The sequence below is a fragment of the Clostridium peptidivorans genome (assembly GCF_900205925.1).
Taxonomy (GTDB): Bacteria; Bacillota; Clostridia; order Clostridiales; family Clostridiaceae; genus Clostridium_AK; species Clostridium_AK peptidivorans.
Map to the genome: position 1 here is coordinate 42,578 of NZ_OAOD01000014.1, position 12,419 is coordinate 54,996.

Below are 12,419 nucleotides of genomic sequence, written 5' to 3' on the forward strand. Positions count from 1 at the left end.
CTATTCATCCTTTAAAATAAATTTATATCCTAAGCCTTTTATATTAATAATATACTTTGGATTAGATGGATCCTCTTCAATTCTCTCCCTTAATCTTCTTACATGTACCATTATAGTGTTGTCAAACCCTATATAATCTTCTCCCCAAACTTCACTGCATAATTTTTCCTTGCTCATAATTTGATTAGGATGCCTTGCCATATACAAAAACATTTTATATTCTTTGGGTTTTAATTCTATTAGTTCTCCATTTTTCCTAACCTCTATTTTTTCTTCATCTATTTGAAAAGGTCCAAGATTCAATATAGTATTCTTATTTTCATCTTTATCATTATAACTACTTCTTCTTAAATGAGCTTTTATTCTATATGCTACTTCCTTAGTACTAAAAGGTTTTGTTATATAATCATCTCCCCCTAATGCAAAACCTAGTACTCTATCAATTTCTTCAGTTTTTGCTGATATAAATAAAATAGGAACATTAGATGTTTCTCTGATTTTTTTGCAAACCTCGTATCCTTCCTCATCAGGCAGCATAATATCTAAAAGAATAATATCTGGATTAACTCTTTTAAATAAGGTAAATCCACTTTCTGCTTCCTCTGCTGTATATATATTTTCAAAACCTTCTTTTTTTAACACCATAGATAATAGATTCAATATATCCTCTTCATCATCAATTATTAATATCTTTTTTTTACTTAATGACATTTCCATATTAAACACTCCTGTCATATTTTAATATTATTATTCCAATAACTGAGCACTTATATTAAATATACCATGAAAGAAGAACCAAACAATATTTTAGTTTGGTTCTTCTTTTCATCTTATTTTTTATTTTCTTTAGTAAATGCATTATATGTTAATCTAGGAAAAATTAAATAACTCACTATAAATATTATCCCTTGAATTACTATTACCCATAAGCTTGCGTTATACTTAATTAACTGTGAAGACATCATTCCCCATAGCGGAGTTATAACAATAAATTTACTAGGTAAAATATTTTCTAATATATATGGAATTCCCATAATCAAACCACCAAAAACAAATGGCATGGAAGCCGATTTACTTATAGCTGATAAATATAAACCTAGTTGTGAGAAGAAAAAAGAGCCTATAATTACTGTAATAATTACTATTATCATCATTTGAAGTACATTTAAATTTGAATTTGCTCCTTTGAAGTACCAAAGATTTTTTATAGGCATATCTAAATCCTTAAAATTTGCTTTTCTAATTCCATCTAAATATATTATTATCACTAGAGATAGATTTACTATAGAAGCTGCTATACCAGCTCCTATTCCCTTGGCTATAACTAACTTTTTCTTTCCATTTTCTGTGGTATTTATTAAATCGCTCATATTAGAATCATACTCTACAGTATATGCACCAGACAAAATCATAAACATAATAAGACCCATTATAGGAGTATATCCATAACTTTTATAAAAAGCATCTGCATAAATTTCACTTATAGTACCATTGTGAATTAATAACATTCCTAAAAATAGTGAGGCTACCCAGGTTATCAAAACACTTTTCTTACATAACATTTTTCTTAATTCTGCTTTTATAAGTGTACCCATTTATTATACCTCCCTTGTGTTTTCTAAATCGAAATAAAACATATAAACATCCTCAAATTTTGCTTCTATAACCTCTGCATTTTCATAAGGTATGCTTTTATCGCTTACAATTCTAAGTTCAGTAAAATCTATTCCACGTTGAAGATTTACTACCTTATATTTATTTTGTATTTCTGCTAATTGATTTTCATCATTAGTTCTTATTCTATATACTTTTCCATTCATATCAGATAGAATTTCTCTATGGCTTCCCTTCATAATTATTTCACCATTTTTTATCATAATAGTTTCTTTTGCTATAGATTCTATATCGGAAATAATATGAGTTGAAAGTATTATTATCTTATCTTTTGATATCTCTGATAATAGATTTCTAAATCTTGTTCTCTCTTGAGGATCCAATCCTGCTGTAGGCTCGTCTAGTATTATAATCTTAGGGTCATTTAGTAGCACCTGAGCAATGCCCACTCTTCTTTTCATTCCTCCTGAAAACTTTCCAACAGCCTTATTTCTTACATCATATAATCCAACTAAATTTAATAGTTCATCTATTTTTTTATCTACTTCCCTTTTATCTAAGCCTTTTAATGCTGCTACATACTGTAAAAACTTCTTAGCTGAAAAGTTTTTGTAAACTCCAAACTCTTGTGGTAAATAACCTATAACCCCTCTGTATCTATCTTCTATACTATAAATATTTTTACCATTGTAAATTATCTCTCCACTTGTAGGCTTAATTAATGTAGTTATTTGTTTCATTAGAGTTGTTTTACCTGCTCCATTAGGTCCTAAAAGTCCATATACTCCATTCTCCAATGTAAGTGTTATATTATTATTTGCTTTTTTCCTTTCATAGCTTTTAGTTAAGTTTTTTATTTCAAGTTTATTCATAATTAATTCCTCCTATTTTATCTTGTTATAAACTTTTTAAAGGTAATTGTGCATAAAAATATTCCTGTAAATAAAGTACCTATTAAAATACTCATGCATAAATTTGTTATATCTAAACTCATATTAAATATTTTTAATGTTCCAGAATAAACTCCAGCGAATTCCTGAAAGTTGAATATTAAGTCTACATAATTAATTTTTGAGAATATCAGTAATACTGTCTTTGGCAGCCATTTAATTAAAGTTATTACTTTACCTAAAAATATGAAGATTAAAAATCCGCTTGTAGATTGAATAGAATTTTTAGTAATAAATGAAATTAAGCTTGCGAGCACTCCTAAGGTTGTAAGAATTATAAGGATAATACCTATTTTAAGTAGTATAAATCCGTATATTGTATAGCCCTCTTTAACTAAAAATGGATTGTCCAATATTTTTATAGCCTGTAACCCTCCATTAATGGGTTTTCCGTACTGTATATATGTGATTATAAATTGTGCTGCTAAATACACAGCATATAAAATTGTTGGGACTCCTATACTTAAAGCTAATTTTGAATACAAAACTTTGTTTTTATTTCTTGATGATAAAATCAAATTATCCACAGTTGATATAATCTCATCTGTATAGATGTTTGAAAAAACGTTTATTATGATAATAAGCATAATAAATGTCATAAGTGGATGAAATGCTCTATAGTTAAATACCTTCCAAAAATCAACACTATTTTTATAATGACTTACCACTTCTAATTGTGGTTTCATAAATATCATAGATGTACAAAGGATAAAAAATAATATTAAAGCAATTCTTCCATTTTTTGATTTAAGTATTTTTTTTATTTCCCACGTGATCATTATTTCTTCCTCCTGTGTTTTCTTGACTACAAAAATATTTTAACTCCCCAAACTTAATCCTTGATAACCTGAATCTTAATTAAACCTTACAATTATAAAACTTCTGTTATTCTCTAAAATTCCACAAAATAATAGAGGTAGGTTGTAAATTACTACACAACCTACCTTTATTTTATTTATTCATAATGTAGCATGAAATAATGTAAAAGATATATATATGAGCTGGATAGAATATGTAAAACAAATACTTCATTCCCTTTCCTTTTTTCTCATTATACAAGTAGAATAGTGGAGCTGCAAAAACCATCATCCATTGATAATTTGCAAAGAATAATCCTTTAATACTAAGTTCCCCCGTAAATGCAATAGCTAAACTTATTATTACATATACAATTATTAATTTTTTTCTATCTCTTCTTAGTAAATATATTACTATCCCTATAATTACAAATACAGGTCCCCCTTCAACAAAAAGAGGTGTTGGAATAACAAAAATCAAATACATTAAGGTTTCTATATTCATAATCATAAATATTCCTAGAGCTATAGGTAGTATGAATGCTACCATACCTAAAAATATTTTCAATGCATCTTTTTCTTTTATTGCCTTTGTTATAAAATCTATAATGCATAGATATACAGTAATGATAAATAAAGTAGTAAATATATTATTCATTAATCCCAAAGAATCTGTTCTCTTAAAATAATTAGGAATCAAGTAATTTCCTGCATTCATTACAATTGAACCCAAATATAGCCTAAGCATGTACTTTTTTTACTTCGAGTATGTGTATACCCTTCTACTGTCATAAATATAAATATAGGTGCTACTATTCTTCCTACCCAATTAAAAGCTACAGGAATATCCCCTGCAAAATTAAAAAATTCATGAATGTGATCAAATATCATAAGTAATAGTCCGATTATTTTTAATTGAAATCCTGTAAGTCCTTTTTCTTTCATTTATTACACTCCCTCTATAATTATCATTTCAATTCAATTATAGAGAAACAAACTTAACTCATGATAACTGTAATATTAAATAAACCTTACAATTTATTATATAATACAAAAAAAGAACCACCTTTATGGTAGTTCTTCTTTTCTTCTCTATTAATTATGGTGATGCTCTCCATGATGATGATTACACATAGTCTGCTTATCTTGTAGATTACCTTTTATATATTCATTAACTATATCTTCAATTTTACCTGAAGCCCCTCTTATAACTTTAAATCCTTTTTCTTCTAAAGAATTGTAAGCTCCTGCTCCTATTCCTCCAGTAATAACTAAAGAAATTCCTTCATCCTCAAGCAAAGCAGCAAGTCCACCATGATTATGCTGTAAGCTTTCTGCAGAAATTTCTTTAGTATCTATAACCTTATTTTCATCTAATGTTATAATAGCAAAGCTTCTGCTTCTTCCAAAATGTTGATTTAGTACTTCTCCATCTTTTGGCATTGCAATTTTCATGTTTATTACCTCCGAATAAAATAATGATTTATATTTTATATTATTAGTTTTATTATGGTTTTAAATCTCTATTGTAACATCCTTGGAATTTGTTAAAAAACCGCTAACAAGTGTGTAGTATTCTGGTAGTTTACCATCCTTTGCCCACTGAAGTTCTATACCTAGTAATTTACTTAATGTCTTTCCTACATCTCCCCCAATGGATTCTATAGAATATCGCATCTTATCAGGATAAATGCAAGGTTTGTCCATTTGTCTTTGACATTTCGGACAAAGCTTGCAGCTTCCTGCAGACAGACTAATGCCACCTGGATAATTTTCTTCTAGCTTCCAAACCTTCTCCGCTAAAACTTTCTTTTCCCTTAAAAGAGCTTCTTCCATTTGCTTTTTTACTGAGTCTTTATCCTCTATACTGTTAATCATATCTTTATCAAATATAATCTTTGTTCCTATTATGTAAACATATTTATACTTTTTCCATAACCCTTCAGCATCAAAATTAAATTCTGGACAAGACCAATTTCTCCCGTAACTATCACATTTTTTACAGTAACCTAAAAACTTAGGTACGTCCACATAATTTTCAATATAATCCTCTGTTGTTGTCATGACTACATGAGACTTTATTTTATACATTTGTAACCCTCCTATATAAAGACTTACTTATAGTATTCTACATAAAACAGATGTAACCTTCATAAAACTTATAAATTTATTTCATTCGTCAATAACTATATTTATATAAAAAGCGACTGATTTTTATCAATCGCTTTTTTTCACTAAACCTTTTAGTTCTATATATAAGTGTTATTTGTGCCTATGCTGTGTAACATACTTGATAACTGATTTAGCTGACTACTAGCTTTAGCTTCTGCATCTGCTAATTGCTGAAGGTTTTCAGCTGCCATTTTTTCAGCATTACTTAACTGTTGAAGTAATTCCTGATTTTTTCTCGTAGCTTGAGCAAGGTTTTGAAGCATTTCCTTATTATTTCTTTCGGATTGTTCAAGCTGCTGAATTATTTGCGTTGCATCATTTACGTTTTTTATACCTATGATTCCTTGATTGTTATTTATGTTATTATTTTGCATCATAATATTATCTCCTTTAAGCTTTACTATCTTATAAAAGTTAATTTACGTACTCTTAGAGCCTACTCTCTAACTTTTATATCTTATTGACTTAAGTCCTGTGATTTCTCATAATCCTTCTTAATTTGTTCTACTGGCTCATCATAAGCTGGATACCAGCCTTTTTTTATAACCATATCGGATAGTTCAAAGTGTTCATCTACAGCTGTGTTTAACTGCTGTCCTAACATTTCTCTTAACTTAGGATTAACAGCTTCTGCCGCTGCCGCTGCTAAAGAAGTTACACCAAACTTTGAGTCTTTTATCATATCTTGAGCAATATCCTTACCCTCTAATTTATTATCATTTCCCAAAACCATATTCCAAAAGCCCATTTTAAACACCTCCTACTGTACATTTAAATTATCTTCAATAAAAGTTCCCATTGAATCTATATTATCTTTCTTATTAACTAAGCATCTTTTCATAAATGACTTCAAATCATCATCGTCTACCATAGCCATGCTTGCCTGTATTTTTTTTGCTCCTATAAGATTGGTGTCCATTAACTCTCTTAATTCTAACATTTCATGTGGGGCTAAGTTATTTTTATTATTCATCTCCATATCCTCACCTCCAAATTATTATGTATCTTAATATATAAATAAATCTTAATTATTTTAGTATTTATTGAGTCATTGTATTAGCACCTGACAAGCCCTGCTGAAGTTCCTGTTGAAGCTGCTGCTCAGGATTTTCATATGCATTATACCAGCCCTTATTAATTGCCATATCAGATAATCTATAATGAGAATTAATACAATTATTCAGTTCGCTTTTAAGAGTATCTCTTAACTGTGGATTTGTTGTCTCTGTAAGTACTTTTGCTAAAGTTGCTATTGTTCCCTTTGAACTTGCTAATAAGTCAAGAGCTATATCCTTTTCTTTTAATGTATTATTTTGTGTCATTGAGCTTCTCTCCTTTCTATACTGTTCCAGTTTGATTTCCAAATGCAGATTGTAGCTTTTGTAGGACGTTTTGTTTAGCAGCTACTGAATCCTGCATATAACTTTTTAACTCATTGTCATTAACCATATTCATACTTGCATTCATCTTTTTAATTCCTAACATTTCTTGACTTACAAACTCTCTAACTTCTATTGCTTCATGTGGTGCTAGGTTCATGTTATTCATGTTATTCCCGTTATTCCCGTTATTCATGTTATTCATCTTAGTCACCTCCTCACTACACTATTTTTTTCTTGTTAAATGTATTTATGTGTGGGAAAATAATGAAATGCCACCTACAGGTTAAGTGGCATTATCTTTTCACTTACCCTGTAGATGGCATTATATTTATCCTTTATATAAAATTTTAAATTTTTTCTATGGATTCTTCTAAATTAACTTTTATTATCATTCTGCACTTCCATATTATATTCAAAGATTTCCTTTGCCTGAGCCTTTCTGCTAATAGCCATTACACTTTTTAAAAACTCTGCCTCTGCCATCTTAAATTCTTTATTTTTTAAGTATTTTACATTCTTTTCAATAACCTCATCTTCTCTACTTTTATTTAATATAGGTATGTTATTTTCCTTCTTATATTGGGCTACCTTTAAAACAGTCTCCATTCTCTTTTCAAATAACTCTACAAGCTGTTTATCTATTTCATCAATTTCATTTCTTAAATTCTGCAAAATATCCATTGAATTATCCTCCTTTACAGTAATTATAATATACCAATAGCTGCTGCTCTTCTACAACTGCACAATTATTAAAACCTACCCCAAACTCTACTCATCTATAATGCCCCCTAACATCTTAAAATCTTTCCAAAATTCAGGATAAGATTTTTTAACTACTTCACTATTTGTTATTATTATAGGTTCCTCACACTTAATTGAAGCTACTGCCATTGCCATTGCTATTCTATGGTCATTCCAGCTGTCTACAACTCCACCTTTTAATGAACTTTTACCTCTTATTATTAATCCATCTTGAGTTTCTTCTATATCTGCTCCTACTTTAGCAAGCTCTGTTTTCATGGCTTTAAGCCTGTCACATTCCTTTATCCTAACTCTCTCAGCATTTATTATTCTTGTAGTTCCTTCGCTTAATGCTCCAAGTACTGAAAGTATAGGAACAAGATCTGGACATTCTGAAGCGTCAATTACAATTCCTTTTGTTTGAGACTCACAAGCTTCGACAAAGTCCTTACTTACCTTAACATTTGCTCCCATTTCTTTTACTATATTAAGGATTGCTTTATCTCCTTGAAGAGATTTTAAATTTAAGTCCTTACATTTTACATTAGCTCCAAGGATACCTGCAACTATCCAAAAGGCCGCTTGTGAAAAATCTCCTTCTACTCTGTAATTCCTGCTTATATAGTTTTGATTTCCTTTGATGTAAAATTCCTTATAATCTTTATTTTCTACTTTAACTCCAAACTTACTCATACAATCTATAGTTAAATCTATATATCCCTTAGACTCTAATTCTGTAGTTACCATTATTTTAGAATCCCCTGCTAATAACGGAAGTGCAAACATAAGCCCAGTAATAAATTGAGAACTTATATTTCCTTTAACATAAAAGGTACCTGGCTTTAAAATTCCTTTCACCGTTAGAGGCAGCTGTCCATTATTGTTTTTATATTCTATGCCTTGATCTTTAAACATTTCATAATATACATCTAAGGGTCTTGATACAAGCTTTCCTCTTCCTTCAAAGCTTACCTCTTCTCCTGTGAGTAATGCTATTGGAATTAAAAACCTCAAAGTAGAACCGGATTCATTACAATTTATATTGTTCTTTATTAGCTTTAATTGTGATTTGCCTTTAATATTTATACTTTCATCTTTTCTGTTAATTTCTATTCCAAAGCTCTCCATACCCATTGTGGTAGCCTTAATGTCCTCTGAAAATATAATGTTGTCTATATTACTTATTCCACTGGAAAGTCCAGCACATATAACAGCCCTATGAGCTAAGCTTTTTGAAGGTGGAATATTTATATCTCCTTTTAAAGGTGATGGTGTAATCTTTATATTTTTCACTATATCATCTCCTTTTACTTTTGTATATTTTTAAATAAAGCTATTCATTTTTTCTTTTTCTATTATAGTCATCTAATGATCTTTTTTATAAAAAAGAAGACTCTATTCGATGAGTCTTCTTTGAATATCTTTATAATGCATTACAGTATCATTTTATAGTTATAAAAAATTTATTTCTCGTGTATCAATTAACTCATTAGAATTATACCTTATAGATTTGTCATTCCTCTTTTAATAAGGTTCTCCATGAGTTCTTCCTCCAAGTAATCATATTTATAATTTCATTTTGTTATCGTGTTAAATTATACCACTATTTAACATCATGTCAATTCCTATAAATGCAAAAATAAAAAAATTCCGCAGCAAAACCACGGAACTTTTTATCTGGCAGCGCCTACTCTCCAACCGGTTCTCCCGGGCAGTACCATCGGCGCTTTGAAGCTTAACCTTATCTTATTTATTTTTATCCAGCAAGCATTGGTCCAATAAATGCCCAAACCATGACCCAAATCCAAAGCGCAGCAGCTCCAATCCAGGCTGCTTTTAATACTGTTTTTGTATTATTACAGCGTGCTATACCTAGCTGACCTGCAAGGTTTGCTGTTGGGTATAAGGAACCTGTAATTCTTGTAGCTGCAAGTATTGCAGTAGCCCATATTTGCATTGGTAAACCAACTGAATTAACTAAATCTATAAACATTTTGTGTACTATTGTAATTTCAGCAACTGCAGCTGCTTCTATACCAAATCCTCCAACTATAGAAGCAATGATTAATACTGCTGCTTTTCCCCCACCTGAAACCAATCCTGTTAAAAGCTTACCTAATGCATCAAATCCTCCACCAAGATTTATCATGCTAAACATTACTTCAAAGAAGATAAACACAAAGAACATATTTGTCATCTTTGATGCACCTTCGACAAATGTATCAATTGCAGAGTCAAGTTCAAGTCTGCTGCTAATGGTAAGTACTGCAGACAAGATTAACATTACAATAATAGCATAATTTGTACCTTGTTTTGTAATTACACCATAACCAACTAAAACAGCAAATACTATTAAAAATAATATTGTTGTACGTTTTTGCTCTGTACTTATAACCATTTTATTAATATCGATCATGTCATCAGTTATCTCATATACTTCAACGCCCTTTAGCTTCTTTTGAATTTTAGTTGCTGCAAAAACTGTAGCACCAATCCATACGATACTAAATGGAATAACAGCCCATAGCATTAATTTACCATAGGAAAGTCCTGTAATACCCATAGTTGCAATAGTAACACCAGTTAACGGTCCCATGATTAGTCCAACTTCTCCAGCAACCTTTAATAAAGTACATACAGTACTTGGTGTTAGTCCTACTGCTGCTACAACAGGAATAATAACAGGAGCAATAATTGCATTGCCGCCAGCTAATGTTCCAAGTAATCCGCATATAACAATAGAACTAATTATAACTGCTGCCATGCCTTTTTTTTCAGTATTTACTCCAATTCCCTTTACAATCCAGTATACAAGTGTTTGGCTTACCTTTGTTTTATTCATCAAGTAGCCAAGCCCACTTCCAAACATGATTATAATTCCTATTATTGCCAAGAAGGATCCTAGTGAGGTAGCAAAAATTCCAGCTAAAGCTTTAAGTCCCTGTCCTGTTAAAATTGCAGATACAATTACACCTACAATTAAACCCGATAAATTTGATTTATTTCTAAAAACCATTATTAAGTAGGCCAGTAGCGGTAGTAGTGCTAGTAATGATGGCCCTGAAATCAAAGCATATTTCCCTAATTCCATTTCTTTTCCCCCTATAATTTTAATTATCTTTTAATAATATCTTACCTTTTTTATTTGAAGTTTTTACACCGTTAAGAATTGCAGGGCTGCCAGCTACAAAAACATGATTAATACCTATAGGTCTTACAGGAGAATGTATAAATGTAGACATATCTTTTACTTCATTAAAATCAAACACAGTTATATCTGCTATATTGTTAACCCTTAGCACTCCACGATCAGTTAATCCAATAATACTAGCAGGAAGTCCCGTAATTTTATATACGGCATCTTCTAATGGCATTAAGTTATTTTCACGAATCATCTGTAAAAACCTTGGGAATGTACCAAAACTTCTAGGGTGTGGATTATAGCTTAAATCATAGCTAAAGTTATATCCATCGCTTCCTACAGCTATATCCATTTCCTTCATAATGTTAAGAACATCCTGTAAGCTAAGTGAATAATATATTGCCGATGTTTCACCGCTGCATTTAAGTAAAACTTCAATTGCTGCTTCTTCTGGTGATAAATTAAAAATCTTTGCAATTTCTTCAATGTTTTTTCCATCAAATTCGGGAATATGTCCATGTGTAGAAGAAATTCCTACTTTACTTGCCCCCCCTCGTCGTTCCATTTCAGCTTTAATATCTGAAAGCAATCTAGAATCTTTTGTTTTAAGTCTTTCTAGCATCTTTGAATTACCACCATCCTGAGCCCAACCAGGAACAAGCGCAGAAAGTCCTGTAGATGTTGCCTCATAAGGGTATTGATCGCAGGTAATAGTACATCCCCTTTGACGTGCTGCTTTAATATTATTAAGAAGCTTCTCTGAATTACCCCATTGCATCTTTCCAATAAGCTTTAGGTGAGAAATATGCAAATGAACACCTGTACTTTCTGCTATCTTGATCATTTCGTCAACAGCTTCAAACACTAAATTGCTTTCATTACGCAAATGTACAGTAAGTATTCCATGGTTTTCCTTTATTACCTTTGAAAGCTCTATAAACTCATCTAATTTTCCATAGCTGCTTGGTGGATAAATTAGCCCTAGAGACATACCATATGCTCCATTTTTTAATTCTTCATCTAAAATATTCTTCATTTTATCAAGCTCTTCTTGTGTAGCTTCCCTATCCTCAAAGCCTACTACTAAGCCTCTAAGTGTACCATGTCCAATCAACATACCACTGTTAATTGAAAGCTTATTTTTATTTGCAATTTCTATATATTCCTTCATGCTGTCTACTTTTAAAGATGTATCTTCAGGGCTTATCTCAATTGTCCTTGAAAAAAATTCTCTAATTTCTTTTCTTTTGGATTCATTTGATGGAATTAAAGAAATGCCGCAATTCCCTGTAATTTCTAATGTAACTCCTTGATGCAACATGCTTTCTGCTTCTTTTGAATTAAGAGAACATGCATCCGAGTGGGTATGAAGGTCTATAAATCCTGGTGCAATAACCTTTCCTTTACAGTCAATTATTTCATTACCTGTAACATTTTCATCATCGGTAATTTCTGCAATTCTATCGCCTTTAATGCAAATGGTGGCCTTATAGGGAATTTTCCTTGTGCCGTCTACTATAAGTCCATCTTTTAAAACAAAATCATACATAACTGACACCCCCAAATATTATTTGTAAAGCCTCTTTCATATTATTAATGAAAGATCTTATATGACTCATGT

The 12,419-nt window shown here is 30.7% G+C and carries 15 protein-coding genes and 1 pseudogene; all 16 read right to left on the minus strand.

Features of this window, described 5'->3' with window-relative positions; translation table 11 throughout:
- Window positions 1-717 carry a response regulator transcription factor gene (locus tag CRN98_RS11940; protein WP_097027655.1) on the minus strand — a complete coding sequence of 239 codons (717 nt, stop codon included), beginning with the start codon at window positions 715-717 and terminating at the stop codon, window positions 1-3.
- Window positions 718-830: 113 nt separating this feature from the next.
- On the minus strand, window positions 831-1,595 hold the full coding sequence (locus CRN98_RS11945) for a hypothetical protein (RefSeq protein WP_097027656.1): 765 nt from the start codon (window positions 1,593-1,595) through the stop codon (window positions 831-833).
- A gap of 3 nt (window positions 1,596-1,598) precedes the next feature.
- Window positions 1,599-2,486 (minus strand): ABC transporter ATP-binding protein, encoded by an 888-nt coding sequence (locus tag CRN98_RS11950; protein ID WP_097027657.1) that lies wholly within the window; start codon window positions 2,484-2,486, stop codon window positions 1,599-1,601.
- Between the two features lie 17 nt (window positions 2,487-2,503).
- Entirely contained in the window at window positions 2,504-3,343 is an 840-nt protein-coding gene (locus tag CRN98_RS11955) for a hypothetical protein (RefSeq protein WP_097027658.1), read from the minus strand.
- A 172-nt stretch (window positions 3,344-3,515) separates the two neighbouring features.
- Window positions 3,516-4,306 (minus strand): annotated as a pseudogene (locus CRN98_RS11960) (TraX family protein).
- Window positions 4,307-4,456: 150 nt separating this feature from the next.
- Window positions 4,457-4,816 (minus strand): NifB/NifX family molybdenum-iron cluster-binding protein, encoded by a 360-nt coding sequence (locus CRN98_RS11965; RefSeq protein ID WP_097027659.1) that lies wholly within the window; start codon window positions 4,814-4,816, stop codon window positions 4,457-4,459.
- A 60-nt stretch (window positions 4,817-4,876) separates the two neighbouring features.
- Complete coding sequence (locus CRN98_RS11970) at window positions 4,877-5,452, minus strand: DUF2284 domain-containing protein (RefSeq protein ID WP_097027660.1); 576 nt, start codon at window positions 5,450-5,452, stop codon at window positions 4,877-4,879.
- 158 nt (window positions 5,453-5,610) lie between these two features.
- Window positions 5,611-5,910, minus strand: a complete 300-nt coding sequence (locus tag CRN98_RS11975; protein WP_097027661.1) for a hypothetical protein — start codon at window positions 5,908-5,910, stop codon at window positions 5,611-5,613.
- 80 nt (window positions 5,911-5,990) lie between these two features.
- Entirely contained in the window at window positions 5,991-6,281 is a 291-nt protein-coding gene (locus tag CRN98_RS11980) for a spore coat protein (RefSeq protein WP_097027662.1), read from the minus strand.
- Between the two features lie 12 nt (window positions 6,282-6,293).
- The gene (locus CRN98_RS11985) at window positions 6,294-6,512 is read right to left on the minus strand and encodes a hypothetical protein (protein ID WP_242960932.1); all 219 of its coding nucleotides are present in this window, start codon (window positions 6,510-6,512) and stop codon (window positions 6,294-6,296) included.
- A gap of 61 nt (window positions 6,513-6,573) precedes the next feature.
- The gene (locus tag CRN98_RS11990; RefSeq protein WP_097027663.1) at window positions 6,574-6,855 is read right to left on the minus strand and encodes a spore coat protein; all 282 of its coding nucleotides are present in this window, start codon (window positions 6,853-6,855) and stop codon (window positions 6,574-6,576) included.
- Window positions 6,856-6,871: 16 nt separating this feature from the next.
- On the minus strand, window positions 6,872-7,117 hold the full coding sequence (locus CRN98_RS11995) for a hypothetical protein (RefSeq protein WP_242960933.1): 246 nt from the start codon (window positions 7,115-7,117) through the stop codon (window positions 6,872-6,874).
- A 173-nt stretch (window positions 7,118-7,290) separates the two neighbouring features.
- On the minus strand, window positions 7,291-7,596 hold the full coding sequence (locus CRN98_RS12000) for a chorismate mutase (protein WP_097027664.1): 306 nt from the start codon (window positions 7,594-7,596) through the stop codon (window positions 7,291-7,293).
- Between the two features lie 87 nt (window positions 7,597-7,683).
- Window positions 7,684-8,949 carry a 3-phosphoshikimate 1-carboxyvinyltransferase gene (gene aroA / locus CRN98_RS12005; protein ID WP_097027665.1) on the minus strand — a complete coding sequence of 422 codons (1,266 nt, stop codon included), beginning with the start codon at window positions 8,947-8,949 and terminating at the stop codon, window positions 7,684-7,686.
- Window positions 8,950-9,412: 463 nt separating this feature from the next.
- Window positions 9,413-10,747 (minus strand): TRAP transporter large permease subunit, encoded by a 1,335-nt coding sequence (locus tag CRN98_RS12010; protein ID WP_097027666.1) that lies wholly within the window; start codon window positions 10,745-10,747, stop codon window positions 9,413-9,415.
- A gap of 19 nt (window positions 10,748-10,766) precedes the next feature.
- Window positions 10,767-12,347: an N-acyl-D-amino-acid deacylase family protein gene (locus tag CRN98_RS12015; RefSeq protein ID WP_097027667.1), complete on the minus strand. Its 1,581-nt coding sequence runs from the start codon at window positions 12,345-12,347 to the stop codon at window positions 10,767-10,769.
- Window positions 12,348-12,419: the final 72 nt, after the last annotated feature.

Excerpts from the sequence above, each read along its gene's own strand:
- CRN98_RS11940 (WP_097027655.1), bottom strand. The coding sequence starts at position 717 with ATGGAAATGTCATTAAGTAAAAAAAAGATATTAATAATTGATGATGAA.
- CRN98_RS11945 (WP_097027656.1), bottom strand. The coding sequence starts at position 1,595 with ATGGGTACACTTATAAAAGCAGAATTAAGAAAAATGTTATGTAAGAAA.
- CRN98_RS11950 (WP_097027657.1), bottom strand. The coding sequence starts at position 2,486 with ATGAATAAACTTGAAATAAAAAACTTAACTAAAAGCTATGAAAGGAAA.
- CRN98_RS11955 (WP_097027658.1), bottom strand. The coding sequence starts at position 3,343 with ATGATCACGTGGGAAATAAAAAAAATACTTAAATCAAAAAATGGAAGA.
- CRN98_RS11965 (WP_097027659.1), bottom strand. The coding sequence starts at position 4,816 with ATGAAAATTGCAATGCCAAAAGATGGAGAAGTACTAAATCAACATTTT.
- CRN98_RS11970 (WP_097027660.1), bottom strand. The coding sequence starts at position 5,452 with ATGTATAAAATAAAGTCTCATGTAGTCATGACAACAACAGAGGATTAT.
- CRN98_RS11975 (WP_097027661.1), bottom strand. The coding sequence starts at position 5,910 with ATGATGCAAAATAATAACATAAATAACAATCAAGGAATCATAGGTATA.
- CRN98_RS11980 (WP_097027662.1), bottom strand. The coding sequence starts at position 6,281 with ATGGGCTTTTGGAATATGGTTTTGGGAAATGATAATAAATTAGAGGGT.
- CRN98_RS11985 (WP_242960932.1), bottom strand. The coding sequence starts at position 6,512 with ATGGAGATGAATAATAAAAATAACTTAGCCCCACATGAAATGTTAGAA.
- CRN98_RS11990 (WP_097027663.1), bottom strand. The coding sequence starts at position 6,855 with ATGACACAAAATAATACATTAAAAGAAAAGGATATAGCTCTTGACTTA.
- CRN98_RS11995 (WP_242960933.1), bottom strand. The coding sequence starts at position 7,117 with ATGAATAACATGAATAACGGGAATAACGGGAATAACATGAATAACATG.
- CRN98_RS12000 (WP_097027664.1), bottom strand. The coding sequence starts at position 7,596 with ATGGATATTTTGCAGAATTTAAGAAATGAAATTGATGAAATAGATAAA.
- CRN98_RS12010 (WP_097027666.1), bottom strand. The coding sequence starts at position 10,747 with ATGGAATTAGGGAAATATGCTTTGATTTCAGGGCCATCATTACTAGCA.
- CRN98_RS12015 (WP_097027667.1), bottom strand. The coding sequence starts at position 12,347 with ATGTATGATTTTGTTTTAAAAGATGGACTTATAGTAGACGGCACAAGG.